The sequence below is a fragment of the Streptococcus infantis genome (assembly GCF_047464215.1).
Lineage (GTDB): Bacteria > Bacillota > Bacilli > Lactobacillales > Streptococcaceae > Streptococcus > Streptococcus infantis_P.
The window spans coordinates 1-17,502 of the sequence record NZ_JASHCG010000020.1 but is presented as its reverse complement, the minus strand read 5'-3'; the positions used below and the strand labels follow the sequence as shown (position 1 = coordinate 17,502).

General features: G+C 40.0%; 14 protein-coding genes, 1 pseudogene and 1 riboswitch. Of the genes and pseudogenes, 13 read left to right on the top strand and 2 right to left on the bottom strand.

Features of this window, described 5'->3' with window-relative positions; all coding sequences use genetic code 11:
- The first annotated feature begins 154 nt into the window (after positions 1-154).
- The 6 genes from QM469_RS09630 to QM469_RS09605 are packed head-to-tail and all read left to right on the top strand — an operon-like array spanning position 155 to position 5,828.
- Complete coding sequence (locus QM469_RS09630; protein WP_414276691.1) at positions 155-1,717, top strand: 2-isopropylmalate synthase; 1,563 nt, start codon at positions 155-157, stop codon at positions 1,715-1,717.
- Between the two features lie 11 nt (positions 1,718-1,728).
- Positions 1,729-2,766: a 3-isopropylmalate dehydrogenase gene (leuB, locus tag QM469_RS09625; RefSeq protein ID WP_414276690.1), complete on the top strand. Its 1,038-nt coding sequence runs from the start codon at positions 1,729-1,731 to the stop codon at positions 2,764-2,766.
- Complete coding sequence (locus QM469_RS09620) at positions 2,763-3,032, top strand: DUF1294 domain-containing protein (RefSeq protein ID WP_049509218.1); 270 nt, start codon at positions 2,763-2,765, stop codon at positions 3,030-3,032. The genes leuB and QM469_RS09620 overlap by 4 nt, the downstream gene beginning before the upstream one ends.
- 3 nt (positions 3,033-3,035) lie before the next feature.
- On the top strand, positions 3,036-4,418 hold the full coding sequence (gene leuC / locus QM469_RS09615; RefSeq protein ID WP_153225733.1) for a 3-isopropylmalate dehydratase large subunit: 1,383 nt from the start codon (positions 3,036-3,038) through the stop codon (positions 4,416-4,418).
- A 9-nt stretch (positions 4,419-4,427) separates the two neighbouring features.
- The gene (gene leuD, locus QM469_RS09610; RefSeq protein ID WP_153225734.1) at positions 4,428-5,021 is read left to right on the top strand and encodes a 3-isopropylmalate dehydratase small subunit; all 594 of its coding nucleotides are present in this window, start codon (positions 4,428-4,430) and stop codon (positions 5,019-5,021) included.
- A gap of 27 nt (positions 5,022-5,048) precedes the next feature.
- Positions 5,049-5,828, top strand: a complete 780-nt coding sequence (locus tag QM469_RS09605; RefSeq protein WP_153225735.1) for an L-threonylcarbamoyladenylate synthase — start codon at positions 5,049-5,051, stop codon at positions 5,826-5,828.
- Between the two features lie 351 nt (positions 5,829-6,179).
- Here QM469_RS09605 and QM469_RS09600 read toward each other — a convergent pair whose 3' ends face one another.
- Entirely contained in the window at positions 6,180-7,883 is a 1,704-nt protein-coding gene (locus tag QM469_RS09600; protein WP_414276689.1) for a thiol-activated cytolysin family protein, read from the bottom strand.
- A 183-nt stretch (positions 7,884-8,066) separates the two neighbouring features.
- On the opposite strand from QM469_RS09600, the pseudogene QM469_RS09595 reads away from it, so the two are divergent.
- The 7 genes and pseudogenes from QM469_RS09595 to pulA form a co-directional block, all read left to right on the top strand.
- Positions 8,067-8,849: pseudogene (locus tag QM469_RS09595) on the top strand (5-methylcytosine restriction system specificity protein McrC); the annotation flags it as partial.
- 170 nt (positions 8,850-9,019) lie between these two features.
- Entirely contained in the window at positions 9,020-10,003 is a 984-nt protein-coding gene (gene guaC / locus QM469_RS09590; protein ID WP_414276688.1) for a GMP reductase, read from the top strand.
- Positions 9,996-10,092: riboswitch (purine riboswitch) on the top strand. (Overlaps the previous gene by 8 nt.)
- 76 nt (positions 10,093-10,168) lie before the next feature.
- Positions 10,169-10,750 carry a xanthine phosphoribosyltransferase gene (locus tag QM469_RS09585; protein ID WP_414276687.1) on the top strand — a complete coding sequence of 194 codons (582 nt, stop codon included), beginning with the start codon at positions 10,169-10,171 and terminating at the stop codon, positions 10,748-10,750.
- A complete protein-coding gene (locus QM469_RS09580) occupies positions 10,750-12,009 on the top strand; it encodes a nucleobase:cation symporter-2 family protein (RefSeq protein WP_414276686.1) in 1,260 nt (419 codons plus the stop codon). Before QM469_RS09585 ends, QM469_RS09580 begins: the two co-directional genes overlap by 1 nt.
- 93 nt (positions 12,010-12,102) lie before the next feature.
- Positions 12,103-14,061, top strand: a complete 1,959-nt coding sequence (ligA, locus tag QM469_RS09575; protein ID WP_414276685.1) for an NAD-dependent DNA ligase LigA — start codon at positions 12,103-12,105, stop codon at positions 14,059-14,061.
- A gap of 3 nt (positions 14,062-14,064) precedes the next feature.
- Positions 14,065-15,015 (top strand): diacylglycerol kinase family lipid kinase, encoded by a 951-nt coding sequence (locus tag QM469_RS09570; RefSeq protein ID WP_414276684.1) that lies wholly within the window; start codon positions 14,065-14,067, stop codon positions 15,013-15,015.
- A gap of 32 nt (positions 15,016-15,047) precedes the next feature.
- On the top strand, positions 15,048-17,330 hold the full coding sequence (gene pulA, locus QM469_RS09565) for a type I pullulanase (protein ID WP_414276683.1): 2,283 nt from the start codon (positions 15,048-15,050) through the stop codon (positions 17,328-17,330).
- Positions 17,331-17,380: 50 nt separating this feature from the next.
- On the opposite strand, the gene QM469_RS09560 is transcribed toward pulA, so the two are convergent.
- Positions 17,381-17,502, bottom strand: a 122-nt coding sequence (locus tag QM469_RS09560) for a transposase (protein ID WP_414276697.1), incomplete at its 5' end; no start/stop codon positions are given.

Genomic DNA, 17,502 nt, shown 5'->3' with positions numbered 1-17,502 from the left:
TAAGTTTAATCAATTTGCTTTGTTGTTGAGATACTCGGGCTAGTGCAAAAGCATTAGTCCTGTTTGGCTTACCAAGCGGGAGTAAATCAACATCTCGCTTGGAACTCCGAGCGAGATGTTTTTTTAAAACCGAATTTAGAAAAGGGGAAATCTTATGAGAACAGTTGAATTTCTAGATACTAGCCTTCGAGATGGTGAGCAGACACCAGGTGTTAATTTTTCGATCAAGGAAAAGATTGCCATTGCAAGACAACTGGAAAAATGGGGAATTTCGGCAATTGAAGCTGGTTTTCCAGCAGCTAGTCCAGACTCATTTACTGCAGTTCAGGAAATCGCAAAAGTCTTGAAGAAAACAGCAGTGACTGGTTTAGCTCGCTCTGTTAAATCAGATATTGACGCTTGTTATGAAGCACTTAAGGATGCTAAGTATCCACAAATCCATGTTTTTATCGCTACTAGTCCTATTCATCGTGAATTTAAGTTGAATAAAAGCAAAGAGGAAATATTGGAAGCTATTAAAGATCATGTTTCCTATGCACGGAGTAAATTTGAAGTGGTAGAATTCTCTCCTGAAGATGCGACTAGAACTGAGCTGGATTTCCTCTTACAAGTCGTTCAAACAGCGGTAGACGCAGGTGCAACCTATATCAATATTCCTGACACGGTTGGTTTTACCACACCAGAGGAATATGGGAATATCTTTAAGTATCTGATTGACAATGTTAAAACCGACCGTCAGATTATCTATTCGCCTCACTGTCACGATGACCTTGGAATGGCAGTTGCCAATAGCCTTGCTGCTGTTAAGAATGGTGCAGGACGTGTTGAAGGGACTATCAACGGTATTGGAGAACGAGCTGGGAATGCTGCTTTAGAAGAAATAGCGGTAGCCCTCAATATTCGCCAAGATTATTACCAAGCAGAGACAAGTATCGTCCTAAACGAAACGATTAATATGTCTGAAATGGTTTCTCGTTTCTCAGGAATTCCAGTTCCAAAAAACAAGGCGGTTGTTGGAGGAAATGCCTTCTCTCACGAATCAGGTATTCACCAAGATGGTGTTCTTAAAAATCCTCTCACTTATGAAATCATTACACCTGAATTGGTTGGTGTCAAGAGTAATAGTCTTCCGCTCGGTAAATTGTCTGGTCACCATGCTTTTGTTGAGAAACTAAGAGATTTGGCTCTAGACTTTACAGATGAAGATATCAAGCCACTCTTTGCTAAGTTCAAGACCTTGGCAGACAAGAAGCAAGAAATCACAGATGCTGATATTCGAGCTCTGGTCGCCGGAACCATGGTTGAAAATCCAGAAGGTTTCCACTTTGATGACTTGCAACTTCAAACCCATTCTGAAAATGACATTGAAGCGACAGTTAGATTAGCTAATTTTGATGGTGAGAAAGTTGAATTTAATGCGACAGGGCAAGGTTCCGTTGAAGCAATCTTTAACGCTATCGACAAGTTCTTTAACCAATCTGTTCGCTTGGTATCCTATACGATTGATGCGGTAACTGATGGGATTGATGCCCAGGCACGTGTATTGGTAACTGTTGAAAACAGAGATACTGAAACTATCTTTAACGCAGCAGGTCTTGATTTCGATGTGTTGAAGGCTTCGGCTATTGCCTACATTAATGCTAATACCTTTGTTCAAAAAGAGAATGCTGGTGAGATGGGAACAACAGTTTCCTATCGCGATATGCCTAGCGTGTAAAGGAGAAAGCTATGACAAGAAAAATAGTTGCCCTAGCAGGTGATGGTATCGGCCCTGAAATCTTGGAAGCTGGTTTAGAAGTTCTGGAGGCTCTAGCTGAAAAAACAGGTTTTGACTATGAGATTGACAGACGACCTTTTGGAGGGGCAGGTATTGATGCTGCAGGACATCCCTTGCCTGATGAAACCCTCAAGGCTACTAGAGAAGCGGATGCTATTCTGCTCGCTGCAATCGGTAGTCCTCAGTATGATGATGCTCCAGTTCGACCTGAACAAGGGCTTCTGGCCCTTCGAAAGGAACTAAATCTCTATGCCAATATTCGTCCAGTTAAAATTTTTGAGAGTCTCAAGCACTTATCACCTCTGAAGCCAGAACGAATAACTGGTGTTGACTTTGTAGTAGTACGTGAGTTGACAGGAGGAATTTACTTTGGTGATCATATCCTTGAAGAAAAAAAAGCGCGTGATATCAACGATTATAGCTATGAGGAAGTAGAACGAATTATTCGCAAGGCTTTTGAAATTGCAAGAAGTCGGAGAAAAATCCTTACCAGTATCGATAAGCAAAATGTTTTGGCAACATCAAAACTTTGGCGAAGAGTAGCTGAGGAAGTCGCAAAAGATTATCCCGACGTAACCTTGGAGCACCAGCTAGTCGACTCAGCTGCTATGCTCATGATTACCAATCCAGCTAAGTTTGATGTTATCGTGACAGAGAATCTTTTCGGAGATATCTTATCTGATGAATCAAGTGTTCTATCAGGCACACTTGGTGTCATGCCATCAGCCAGTCATTCTGAAAATGGCCCAAGTCTTTATGAACCCATTCACGGTTCAGCGCCTGATATTGCAGGTCAAGGAATTGCCAATCCTATCTCCATGATATTATCTGTTGCTATGATGTTGAGAGACAGCTTTGGACGTTATGAGGATGCGCAGCGTATCGAACGTGCTGTAGAAGAAACTTTAGCTGCTGGCATTTTAACAAGAGATATAGGAGGACAGGCTTCGACTAGAGAAATGACAGAAGCCATTATCGCAAGACTATGAAATTAAACGAAGGAATTACTTTTGCCCTCCTGATTTGGAATCTCATCATTTTCTTGATATATGGCATTGACAAATTCAAGGCAAGAAGAGGTGCTTGGCGAATACCTGAAAAATATTTACTATCATTTGCATTTTTTTGTGGTGGTTTTGGTGCCTGGTTGGCAGGACTCACTTTTCATCACAAGACTAGAAAATGGTACTTTAAAACAGTTTGGTTCCTAGGAATAGTAACTACACTAGTAGCTTTGTATTTTGTATGGAGGTAATGAATGGCAGGAAAATCAATTTTTGATAAATTATGGGACCTCCATGTGATCACAGGAGAAGAGGGACAACCACAACTCATGTATGTGGATCAACACTATATCCACGAAGTGACCAGTCCTCAGGCATTTCAAGGATTACGAGACGCAGGACGCAGATTGAGACGACCAGACTTGACATTTGGTACCTTTGACCACAATGTACCGACAGTTAATATCTACGATATTCGAGATGTAATTTCCAAGGCTCAAATTGATAAGTTGGCGGAGAATGTTGAGGAATTCGGGATTGAACATGCGGCCCATGGTTCTGAAAAACAGGGCATCGTTCATATGGTTGGTCCCGAAACAGGACGAACACAACCAGGAAAATTCATCGTCTGTGGTGATAGCCATACAGCAACCCATGGAGCTTTTGGAGCGATTGCCTTTGGAATTGGGACCAGTGAGGTCGAGCACGTATTTGCTACTCAAACCATTTGGCAGGTTAAGCCAAAGAAAATGTTGGTGGAATTCACAGGAGTTCCTCAAAAAGGAGTCTATTCCAAGGATTTCATTCTAGCCTTGATTGCCAAATACGGTGTTGCTTGTGGTGTTGGCTACGTAGTAGAATATCGTGGCCAAGCGGTTGATGCACTTAGTATGGAAGAGCGAATGACCATCTGCAATATGTCTATCGAGTTTGGCTCTAAGATGGGAATCATGAATCCAGATCAGAAGACCTATGATTATCTCAAGGGACGCGAGTGTGTTCCCAAAGATTTTGACGCAGCAGTTGCTGACTGGAAAAGGCTGGTCAGTGATGACGATGCCGTCTATGACAAGGTTATCCGAATGGATGTCTCTGAATTGGCTCCTATGGTGACTTGGGGAACCAATCCAGCTATGGGTGTTGACTTTGATTCTAGCTTCCCAGAAATAAAGGATATGAATGATGAACGTGCTTATCATTACATGGATTTACAACCAGGTCAGAAACCAGCAGATATCCAACTAGGCTATGTCTTTATCGGTTCTTGTACCAATGCTAGACTAAGTGATTTACAGCTGGCAGCTCGATTTGTTGAAGGGAAGAAGATTGCCCCTAACTTAACAGCTATTGTGGTACCTGGTTCTCGACCAGTCAAGCGAGCTGCTGAGAAGTTGGGCTTGGATAAGGTTTTCTTAGATGCTGGCTTTGAGTGGAGAGACCCAGGTTGCTCCATGTGCCTAGGAATGAATCCTGACAAGGTACCAGATGGTGTTCACTGCGCCTCAACTAGCAATCGTAACTTTGAAGATCGTCAGGGATTTGGAGCGAAGACTCATCTTTGTAGTCCAGCAATGGCAGCTGCGGCAGCTATCGCAGGACGTTTCGTAGACGTTCGGCAAATGCCAGAGGCCCAGTAAGGAGAGGATATGGAAAAATTTACAGTTTATACAGGAACAACGGTTCCTCTTATGAATGATAATATTGATACCGACCAAATCCTACCCAAGCAGTTTCTCAAGTTAATTGATAAGAAAGGATTTGGTAAGTACCTCATGTATGCTTGGCGTTATCTGGATGATCGGTATACTGAGGACCCAGACTTTGTCTTTAACCGACCTGAATATCGCAAAGCTAGTATTCTCATCACAGGAGATAATTTTGGGGCTGGTTCTTCGAGGGAACACGCAGCTTGGGCATTAGCAGACTACGGCTTTAAGGTCGTGATTGCCGGATCTTTTGGAGATATTCATTACAATAATGAACTCAATAATGGCATGTTACCCATTGTTCAACCTAGGGAAGTTAGAGAAAAACTCGCCCAGCTCCAACCAACTGACCAAGTGACGGTTGACTTGGAACAACAAATAATCATCTCACCAGTTGGAGAATTCTCCTTTGAAATTGATAGCGAGTGGAAACACAAGCTCTTAAATGGTTTGGATGATATCGGTATTACCTTGCAGTACGAAGATTTGATTGCTGCTTACGAAAAACAACGCCCAGCTTATTGGCAGGATTAGAGTAAATATAGAAAAGGAAACAGAACTATGACAAAACACATTCAATGGGACGGAACACTTTCACAAGAAGGCTATGACATTTTAAAAGGTGAGGGCGGATGTATTGTTTGCCCTACAAAAGTTGGTTACATCATCATGACTAGCGATAAGGCAGGTCTTGAACGTAAGTTTGAAGCCAAAGAACGTAGTCGTAACAAACCAGGCGTAGTCCTCTGTGGAAGCATGGATGAGCTTCGCGCTTTAGCTCAACTCAACCCTGAAATCGAAGCCTTCTATCAAAAACATTGGGATGAAGATATTCTTCTTGGTTGTATTCTTCCTTGGAAACCAGAAGCCTTTGAGAAATTGAAAGTATACGGTGATGGCCGTGAAGAACTCATGACTGACGTTCGTGGAACGAGCTGCTTTGTTATCAAATTTGGGAAAGCTGGTGAACAGTTAGCTGCCAAACTTTGGGAAGAAGGGAAAATGGTCTACGCTTCATCTGCAAACCCATCTGGAAAAGGAAATCGTGGTAAGGTTGAAGGTATCGGTCAACGTATCGAAGGAGCAGTGGACCTTGTTATAGAAGCTGACGACTATGTTGCTTCAATCCAGCCAGACAAAACAGTTGAAACTCGCTACGAGCAAGGTGTGATGGTGTCTATGGTTGATAAAGACGGCAAACTCATCCCAGAACAAGGAGGAGCACGCTCAACTTCACCAGCTCCAGTTGTTATCCGTAAAGGGCTTGACATTGATAAAATCATGATGCACCTGTCAGATACCTTTAACTCATGGGACTACCGTCAAGGGGAGTATTATTAGGATGTAGAAGAAGTGAGGTTTATACTCTTCGAAAATCTCTTCAAACCACGTCAGCGTCGCCTTACCGTAGATATATGTAACTGACTTCGTCAGTCTTATCTACAACCTCAAAGCAGTGCTTTGAGCAGCCTGCGGCTAGCTTCCTAGTTTGCTCTTTGATTTTAAATGAGTATTAAATTGTGATAAGTTGAGTTAATTGGATTAAGAACCTCAAAAAAACAAAAAGGAAAGCATCTCATGAAAAGATGTTTTCCTTTTATTGTATAAGTTATCGAATAGAGTTATCTTAAATTCAGAAAGGTTCAAAATGATATTTGATGAATAATGATACTCTACATTTTAACGATTTTATTAGTTATTTTCAACTTGTTCACTATATTTTGGTCTTAGTGTGGTTCCTGAATTGATAATAGTGCGTTTTTGAACTAAAGGCAATTCTGTACGATTATAAACTGTTCTCCAAGGTTCCCAAGCAAGACCTGTTTTTTCTTGAATTTTTACGCGAAGATTGCGAACATTTCCTCTAAATTGTAGTTCAGTTTGGAAACCAGCAGTTCTATTTTTTCCATTATCTTCCCATTCACGAGAGCGGATGCTTTCAATTCCATTTTCGTCATATGTGACTTCGTCCCAGTAAACGTAGTAACGAGCGACATATCCACCCTTATGTTGCAAATTGAGATAGCCATTCTTGTAAGAGGTAATTTTAGTTTCAATATAATCAGTACTGTTTTGGATTGTTGCAACTTGATTATCTCTTAAAAAGGCAGTTTTATAAGAAATAGGGACTGCAGGATTTTGTGTACTAAAATTAGCTCCTTCTTGAATTAATTTCTTGAGATCTTCAGGTGTTCCAGTAACTACTCGAGCAGCGCCATCAGCGTTACCGCCAACAATAACAGCTGTTACAGAAGTATTTTTCAAAACACGAGCCCATTCAGATTCAGGGTTAATAGGCACACCTTTAATGACAGCATTTATAGCTGCTTTAAGTTCTGTACTTGTACTTGTTGTTTCAAATTTAACATACATTTGACGGCCATAAGACATACTAGAAACATAAACAGGAGGTGTTTGTTCATCCAAGCCACGATCTTGTAAATCGTTGACTGTTACATTATCACCAAAGACATCTCCAGGATTTTTTGGTGCATCAAAGTTAGCGGTAAAGTAAATTTGTTTAAAGTCGACAACTTCAATTTGTTTTTCACCTTTTTGTGCAGCTTCAAAGTCAATTTTTAAATCAACCCCAATTTTTTCAAAGTTGCTACCAAATTTTGCTTTTAGTTGATTCATACTATATGCTGAAGTAGAATCGTATTGCATACGAGCAGGTGCAGGATTACTTGATGCATAATTTGCATTCCATCTATTTACCAAAGTGTTAATTCCTTCCTGCATACCACTGACTGTTGTGTTTGCATCAGTATAGCTATCTGCTCCAGCCATTCCTGGAAGGTCCACGCTGATTCTACCCTGTTTTCTATCAATACTAACAAGTTGAGGTTTATTTTCTAATAATCCTTGATCTGCTCGGAATAAAGCGCCTAAGAAGATGTCGCTATTACCGTTAATTGAAACATCAGCTGAATTATTAGAAATACTCTTTTTCACTTTTTCAATTACAACAAACTCATTCCCTTGTTGTTTTGAAGATGTATTTGAATAATTTTCGATTGCTTCACCTCTACGAGTTAAAATATCAATTTTATTGTAGTTTAATCCGAAAAGATATTTATTCAAGTCCTTATCTGCCTGATTAGTAGATCTCATGAGGTTTTCCATAACATCTGCTTTTGGTGCTTCAGTTACAGTAGTGGCGTCTTTTTCTTCAGGTTTTGAATTGAGGTTTGGAGTATTTTCTTGTTCGTTTACTGTAGGTTCTGTTTTTGGATTAGAACTACTTGAAATTGGGGTTTCAGTAGCTTTTACAGTATTATTTTGAATAATCGAAGCTGTACTTAATAAAAAAGTTGCAATAACTACACCACAGACACCAATGCTACGTTTTCGGATAGAATAACGAAAACCTTTGTCAAGATTATTTTGAATCATATAAAGCTCCTAGTTTATTATTTCATTTTATCATCTCTTGAATGCGCTTTCTCGGGATAAAAATATTCTAGCAGAAATAAAAATCTTGTGCAATCGTTTTCTGTGAAAATTAGACATATCTTTATATATGTCTAATTTGATTTCGAAGATTTTAGCTTTTTAGTGTAATTTTTCTTTACTTGAGAGTTCACTTATGATAATCCCTTCATGCAGCTGATCCGTCATACAATTGAATACATGAAGAATCAGAAAAGTCTTGAGAGAGGAGTTCTTGATAATCTCTCAACTAGTCGTGAGAATGAGGCAGAAATCGTGCGAGTAACGCCCTCTTATAAATTAGCTGATCGTGCTAAGATTATCCGACTAAATCAAACCAAACCTCTTCGTCATGCCTACTTTCGAGAGTACAGAAAATTGCAAGAGCTTTGTCTGATGATATTAAACAGAGAAAAGCACGGTTTAGGATACCAAGAGCAAAAAATCCATGGTATTCTTTTTGATGTTGCCTGGCTTTGGGAAGAGTATGTTTATACCTTGTTGCCAAAAGATTTTATTCATCCACGCAATAAAGAAAAGAAAGGTGGTATCTCTGTATTTTCTAGTGGGAAACGTAAGGTATATCCAGATTTTTATAATAGAGAACTAAGAACAGTTTTAGATGCTAAATATAAAAAACTAGAATTTACTGAAAAAGGAATTAACCGTGAGGACTTGTTCCAGCTGATTTCTTATTCTTATATTTTAGAAGCTGAGCAGGCTGGTCTTGTTTTTCCAAGCAAGGAAAAGGTAGTTGATAATGAGATAGGTAAGCTAGCAGGTTATGGAGCCCTGTTGAAGAAATGGTCTATCCAAATACCTGGACAAGCCGAAAGTTATCAAGATTTTGTCAAGAGGATTGAATTCTTTGAAAAAGTCTTTATCGAAAATCTTGGTAAAGATTTGAAAGGTAAGACAAATACAGAGTGAATGTCTAGTTATCTCCTTGATTGGAAACAAAAAACACGAACATTATTTGTTTCCAGTCATTACAATTGACAAAAAACGGACATTATTGTAAACTTGTTAGAGTAATTGTCTGGAAAAGACGAGGCTATTCCTAACTTTAGGAAAGTCTAAACAAGAGAAATGAGAGAAATATGTTAAACGAATTTCCGATCTTTGACTATGAAGATATTCAGCTAATCCCTAACAAGTGTGTTCTTAAAAGTCGTGCAGAGGCTGACACGCAGGTAACTTTAGGGAAGCATACCTTTAAATTACCAGTTGTTCCTTCCAATATGCAAACAATCCTAGATGAAAATGTTGCTGAACAACTCGCTAAGGGTGGATATTTCTATATTATGCATCGTTTTGATGAAGAAGGACGCATTCCTTTTGTGAAACGCATGCATGAAAAAGGTTTGATTGCTTCTATCTCTGTTGGTGTTAAAGATTACGAATATGATTTTGTTAGTCAATTAAAGGAAGATGCTCCAGAGTACATCACCATTGATATTGCTCATGGTCATGCAGACAGCGTGATTTCAATGATTCAGCACATCAAGAAAGAATTGCCAGAGACTTTTGTCATCGCTGGAAACGTTGGTACTCCAGAAGCCGTGCGTGAACTTGAAAATGCTGGTGCAGACGCTACTAAGGTCGGAATTGGTCCAGGTAAGGTATGTATTACTAAGGTTAAAACAGGCTTTGGTACTGGTGGTTGGCAGTTGGCAGCCCTTCGCTGGTGTGCTAAGGCTGCGCGTAAACCGATTATTGCAGATGGTGGTATCCGTACACATGGAGACATTGCCAAGTCAATTCGCTTCGGTGCAAGTATGGTCATGATTGGTTCTTTATTTGCAGGCCATATCGAAAGCCCTGGTAAAACAGTTGAAGTGGACGGTAAACAATTCAAAGAATACTACGGATCAGCTTCAGAATACCAAAAAGGTGCCTATAAGAATGTCGAAGGTAAGAAAATTCTTCTTCCTGCCAAAGGACATTTACAAGATACCCTAACTGAAATGGAACAAGATTTGCAAAGTTCGATTTCTTATGCTGGAGGTCGAAAGGTAGCTGATCTTAGACATGTAGATTATGTGATTGTGAAGAACTCTATCTGGAATGGAGATGCTCACTAAAAATATGATTACTTATTTATGCCGCGAATTGGCGTGGCGTTTCTACAAGGTACCGTAAATACCTAACAATGAGTAAGTCGAAGAGAGATAAAAAAAGCAGGGATATCTGTTTCAATCTTTCTAAGGGGCTTACTTGGTAAGTCTCTTTTTATTTCGGAGGTTATTGTGAAATTATTAGAAGAACGAATTTTAAAGGACGGAAACGTTCTTGGTGAGAATATTCTTAAGGTGGATTCTTTCTTGACCCACCAAGTTGATTATTCCTTGATGCGCGAGATTGGTCGCACCTTTGCAGAACATTTTAAAAATGCTGGTATTACCAAAGTCGTGACGATTGAAGCGTCAGGGATTGCCCCAGCCTTATATGTGGCTGAACAGTTAGATGTTCCCATGATTTTTGCTAAAAAAGCAAAAAATATCACGATGAATGAAGGAATTTTGACTGCTGAGGTTTATTCTTTCACTAAACAAGTAACAAGTACCGTATCTATTGCAGGTAAGTTCTTATCTCCTCAAGATAAAGTATTGATTATTGATGATTTCTTGGCTAATGGTCAAGCAGCTAAAGGTTTGATTCAGATCATTGAACAGGCTGGTGCTAGAGTTGAAGCTATCGGAATTGTGATTGAAAAATCTTTCCAAGATGGTCGTGAACTGCTAGAAAAATCAGGTCATCAAGTAGTATCACTCGCGCGATTAGAGCGTTTTGAAAATGGAAAAGTTATCTTCAAGGAGGCAGATATCTAATGAAGCAACAGGAAAACCACTCACAGGCAGCCGTTCTTGGTTTGCAACATTTGTTAGCCATGTACTCAGGTTCAATCCTGGTACCAATCATGATTGCAAGTGCTTTAGGGTATTCAGCTCAACAGTTGACCTACCTTATTTCAACAGATATCTTTATGTGTGGGGTTGCAACTCTCTTACAATTGCAACTAAATAAACATTTTGGTGTCGGTTTGCCTATTGTTCTTGGGGTAGCCTTCCAGTCTGTTGCTCCTCTTATCATGATCGGTCAGAGTCATGGTAGCGGTGCTATGTTCGGAGCTTTGATTGCTTCAGGGATTTATGTTATCCTGATTTCAGGTATCTTCTCTAAGGTTGCCAATCTTTTCCCTGCAATTGTAACTGGTTCTGTTATCACAACAATCGGATTGACCTTGATTCCAGTTGCCATCGGAAATATGGGTAATAATGTTGAAAAACCTACTGGACAAAGTTTGGCATTAGCAACAATCACTATTCTTATCATTCTCTTGGTTAATATCTTTACAAAAGGATTCATTAAATCTATTTCAATTTTGATTGGTTTAATTGCAGGTACCATCATCGCTGCGACTATGGGCTTGGTTGATTTCTCTCCAGTAGCAGAAGCTCCACTTGTTCATATCCCAACTCCATTCTACTTTGGTGCTCCACAATTTGAGATTTCTTCTATTGTCATGATGTGTATTATCGCTACTGTATCTATGGTAGAATCAACTGGTGTGTATCTTGCCCTTTCTGATATTACTAAAGATCCAATCGATAGCACTCGTCTTCGTAATGGTTATCGCGCTGAAGGTCTTGCTGTCTTACTTGGTGGACTTTTCAATACCTTCCCTTATACAGGATTTTCACAAAACGTAGGTTTGGTGAAACTTTCAGGTATTCGTACTCGTTTACCAATCTACTACGCAGCTGGTTTCCTTATCTTGCTCGGTCTTTTGCCTAAGTTCGGTGCCTTGGCACAGATTATTCCTAGCCCGGTTCTAGGTGGAGCTATGCTCGTCATGTTCGGTTTCGTGTCTCTCCAAGGGATGCAAATCTTGGCGCGTGTAGACTTCGAACACAATGAACACAACTTCCTCATTGCAGCAGTTTCTATTTCTGCTGGGGTGGGATTAAACGGAAGCAATCTCTTCAATACTTTACCGACTGAATTACAAATGTTCTTCTCAAATGGTATTGTCATTGCAAGTACAGTAGCCATCGTCTTGAATGCTATTTTGAATCGTAAAAAATAAAAATAAATGAGAAGCGATAGAAAAATCCTTCTCATTTTCTTTTTTAGAGCTTGAGTATTGTTTCTATGGTCCTTTTTATGGTAAAATGGTTCTATGAATGAAAGAATGAAAGAGCTCGTTGAACTGCTCAATCGCTATGCGACAGAGTATTATACAAGTGATAATCCATCTGTATCTGATAGTGAGTATGACCGCCTTTATCGTGAATTGGTAGAGTTAGAAAAAGCTCATCCTGACCAAGTTTTACCAGAAAGTCCGACACATCGTGTTGGAGGTAAGATTCTTGATGGGTTTGAAAAATATAGTCATCAGTATCCTCTCTATAGTTTGCAGGATGCTTTTTCACGTGAAGAACTGGATGCCTTTGATGCGCGTGTTCGTAAAGAATTGGATGATGTCACTTATATTTGTGAGTTGAAGATTGATGGTTTATCGATTTCCTTGACTTATGAGCAGGGAATTTTTGTTACTGGGGCAACTCGCGGTGATGGCTCCATCGGTGAAAACATCACTGAAAATCTTAAACGAGTGAAAGACATTCCTTTATCATTACCAGAAAAATTAGATATTACTGTTCGTGGTGAATGTTATATGCCGAGAGCTTCTTTTGACCAGGTCAATCAATCTCGTCAAGAAAATGGGGAGCCAGAATTTGCTAACCCAAGAAATGCGGCTGCAGGAACACTTCGTCAGTTAGATACAGCAGTAGTAGCCAAACGTAATCTTGCAACCTTCCTTTATCAGGAAGCTAGTCCTTCAACTCGGGATAGTCAAGAGAAGGTTTTGAAACATTTAGAACAATTAGGCTTTGTGGTTAATCAAAGACGTCTATTAGCTCATAGTATGGATGAGGTTTGGGTGTTTATTCAAGAAATTGGTCGAGAAAGAGATCAATTGCCTTATGATATCGATGGAGTTGTGATTAAGGTCAATGATCTAGCTGGTCAGGAGCAACTAGGATTTACAGTCAAAGCACCTAAATGGGCAGTCGCTTATAAATTCCCAGCAGAAGAAAAAGAAGCGAAAATTCTTTCTGTTGACTGGACTGTTGGCCGTACAGGAGTTGTGACTCCGACTGCTAATCTTACTCCAGTGCAACTTGCAGGTACAACTGTAAGTCGTGCAACCCTTCATAATGTTGACTATATCGCTGAAAAGGATATCCGTAAGGATGACACAGTCATTGTCTATAAGGCAGGGGACATCATTCCAGCTGTTCTACGAGTGGTAGAATCCAAGCGAGTGTCAGAGGAAAGACTAGATATTCCAACAAACTGTCCAAGTTGTGACAGTAAGCTTTTACATTTTGAAGATGAGGTTGCCCTTCGTTGTATCAATCCGCGATGCCCTGCTCAAATCAAGGAAGGCTTGACGCACTTCGCATCGCGTGATGCTATGAATATTTCTGGCCTTGGTCCATCAATCGTTGAGAAACTATTTGCAGCCGATTTGGTTAAGGATGTTGCAGATATTTATCGTTTGACTGTGGAAGATTTGCTCTTGCTAGATGGTATCAAGGAAAAATCTGCTCAAAAGCTCTACCAGGCTATTCAAGCATCCAAAGAAAATTCTGCGGAAAAACTCTTGTTTGGTTTGGGGATTCGTCATGTAGGAAGTAAGGCAAGTCAGTTGCTTTTACAAAACTTCCACTCAATCGAATTACTAGCACAAGCTAATCCTGAAGAAATTGCAAGTATCGAAAGTTTGGGAAGTGTCATTGCCCAAAGCCTACAGACCTATTTTGCTACAGAGGGTTCTGAAATCCTTTTAAGGGAATTGAAAGAATCAGGTGTTAATCTAGACTACAAAGGACAGACAGTTGCAGCAAATGCAGCCTTGTCTGGTCTAACTGTCGTATTGACAGGAAAGCTAGAGCGTCTTAATCGCTCAGAAGCTAAAAATAAATTAGAAAGTCTAGGAGCCAAGGTTACTGGTAGTGTGTCGAAAAAAACAGACCTTGTTGTAGCAGGAGCAGATGCAGGAAGCAAGCTCCAAAAAGCACAAGAACTGGGAATAGAGATTCGTGACGAAGCTTGGCTTGAGAGTTTATAAGCTATGAAAGAAGAAAAAAAACGCGCACGTCTCATTTATAATCCGACCTCAGGCCAGGAAATGATCAAACAAAATATCGCAGAAGTCCTAGAAGTGTTAGAGAGCATAGGCTATGAAACCAGTGCTTTTCAGACCAAACCTGAACACCTGTCAGCCCAGAAAGAAGCAGAAAGAGCTGCAAAAGCTGGCTTTGATTTGGTTTTAGTAGCTGGTGGTGATGGCACCATCAATGAAGTGGTTAATGGAATTGCACCTCTGGAACATCGTCCAAAGATAGCCATCATTCCTACTGGAACTACCAATGATTATGCAAGAGCATTGAAAATCCCTATGGGGGATCCAGTTGCTGCAGCGAAGATCATTGCTAAAAATGAAACCAAGCAAATTGATATTGGTCGTGCCTTTGGTGATAAGTATTTCATCAATATTGCTGCGGCAGGAGCTCTTACGGAGTTAACTTTTAGTGTTCCGAGTGAACTAAAGACGCGTTTGGGTTATCTGGCCTATGTTGCTAAAGGCATCGAGATGTTCCCAAAATCCAAAGCACGTCCTGTTCGTATTTACCATGATTGGGGAATTTTTACAGGAGAAGTTTCTCTTGTCTTTGTTGCCTTGACCAATTCTATTGGTGGATTTGAGCAATTCGCACCTGATAGCAAGCTGGATGATGGCAATTTTACGCTTATTCTAGTAAAGACAGATAAAATCCTAGATATGTTGAGTCTACTAGTTCAGGCCATAAACGGAGGCCAACACGTATCAGATGTCAATGTTGAATATCTGAAAACTAGTAAACTCCGAATTGAAACTTTGGATCAGGAAGAGCCGTTTATGCTTAATCTTGATGGAGAATACGGTGGTGACATACCAGTAGATTTGGAAGTATGTCATAATCACATTGAGTTTTTTGTGAATTGTGAGGCGATTGATCAAGAAATTATTAGTAACATATAAAATCAAATTTAATTTAGAAATTAGGGAGAACTATGTACAATTATCCTGTACTTATTCATTACCATCGTAAGGATGAAGCCTACGAGGCTTGTAGTTTCAGTAAAAAAACAGTAGATTCAGTAGAGCTTATCAAAGAAGAAGAATATTTTGGTGCCAAATTTTCACTGACTCAATCGAGTGAAGTAGCACTTGAAACCATGACTTTTAGCGTTGAAAAAGACGGTGTCAGCAAAGAATATCCTATTCGATTCAATTACTATCCACTTTTGACAGAGGTTTGGATTTTGGATGGAGACGATACAGTTTATTATTCTGAAAATCCTGCCATTGCAAGTCCACACTATAAGGACCAAAATCCTTTTGCCTTTGACAAGGCAATCAATAGTGCGAGTTTCGACCACCACTGGGGTTATCAAGGAGAGTTGGGATGTCAAGTTTCTGAAAATGAAACAAGTTTTAGCTTATGGGCACCAACAGCTACTTCTGTCCAAGTAGTAGTCTATGAATCAACGAGCAATGACGCTCCTATCCTTAAAACCTTTGAAATGGAACGAGGAAATAGTTATTCCTATAGCCACAAGTACAATACCATTGGTGTTTGGAGTTTAACAGTTCCAGAAAACCTAGCAGGTCGTGCTTACCACTACCAAATTGACTTTCCTCATCACCAGTCATTAACTCGTGATCCATATACAATAGCGACAAGTCCTGATGGAAAACGTTCAGCTATTGTCTCAAATCAAGATCGTCAGGTCGAAGGTTTTGAGGTTAAGCATGGTACAGAAGCAACTTGGCGTTTGGAAAATCCTTGCCAAGCAGTCATTTATGAAATGCACATCCGTGATTTGACTAAGTCTGAAACATCTGGTGTTGCGCCAGAATTAAGAGGAACCTTCTTAGGTGCAGCGCAAACTGGAACAGTTAATCAGTATGGTCAGTCGACTGCGTTCGACTATATCAAAGAACTTGGTGTCAACTATGTCCAGCTGCAACCAATTGCTGACCGTCATAAAGAATACGACGCAGATGGAAATGTAACTTATAACTGGGGATATGATCCACAAAACTACAATGCTCCAGAAACTAGCATGTCTACAAATCCAAATGATCCAGGTCAAGCTATCCGTGATTTGAAGGCTATGGTCCAAGCTTATCACGATGCTGGTATCGGTGTTATTATGGATGTTGTTTACAATCATACCTTCTCAACGGTGGATGCGCCATTCCAAACAACGGTTCCCGATTATTATTATCGAATGAACCATGACGGAACCTACCAAAATGGAACAGGAGTCGGGAACGAAACTGCCAGTGAGCATGAAATGTTCCGTAAATATATGATTGATTCTCTTCTCTACTGGGTAAAAGAATTCAATATTGACGGTTTCCGCTTTGACTTGATGGGAATCCATGATGTCAAAACTATGCAGATGATTCGTTGGGCTATGGACGAAGTCGATCCTAAAATCATCCTTTATGGAGAAGGATGGGATATGGGAACTGGTCTTGCTCCTTATGATAAGGCTAAGAAAGATAATGCCTACCAGTTGCCAAACATTGGATTCTTTAATGATAATCAACGTGATGCGGTTAAAGGTTGTGAAGTCTATGGTTCTATCAAATCTGGTTTTGTCAGTGGTGCAGGTACTGAGCCGATCGTCGCAAAGGCTATCCTTGGAAGCCGAGAGCTGGGTTCTTATCTCAGTCCCAATCAGGTTCTTAACTATGTAGAAGCCCACGATAACTACAATTTGCATGATTTGCTTAAAACCCTTCATCCAGCGGAGAGTGAAAAACGTATCATGAAGAAAGTAGAAACAGCGACAGCCATGAACCTTCTCATGCAAGGGATGGCCTTCATGGAGTTGGGGCAAGAGTTTGGCCGTACCAAGCTTGTAGCTACAGGAGAAAATGGCGAGTTGACTCACGCAGATCGTGAGCGAGCAATGAATAGTTACAATGCTCCTGATAGCGTCAACCAAGTCAACTGGGATTTGATCAATGAGCGTCAAGATAGCATCGAGTTTGTCCGTCAGATCATCCGTCTTAAAACCCAGACTAGTGCCTTTTCATACCCTACTTATGAAGAAGTTTACCGTCATGTCTTTGTTCATACAGCAATTGAAAATAGTGGTTGGATTGTCTACGAGATTCACGGTGGCGAAGAGCACTTCTTGGTTGTGTTCAATGCCAAAGGGGCTTCATATTACTATGAAAATGCAGGGAACCTAGAAATGTTGGTAACTAATAGTCGTTCTAACCAAGAAAATGCTATTGATGATGTCAGTGTGGCAGTTATGAATGTTTTATCCTAAAAAATGAACCAAAACTGGCTCTTTGTCAACTGTAGTGGGTTGATAAAAAGTTATAACCTGGAGAGGACCAACATGGTTCTCTCCTTTTTGATGTTCAAAGCAATGAGGATTCTAGTTTTAAAGTTTTCAAAGTTCCGGAAGCCAAAAGCATTGCGCTTGATGACCTTAATGA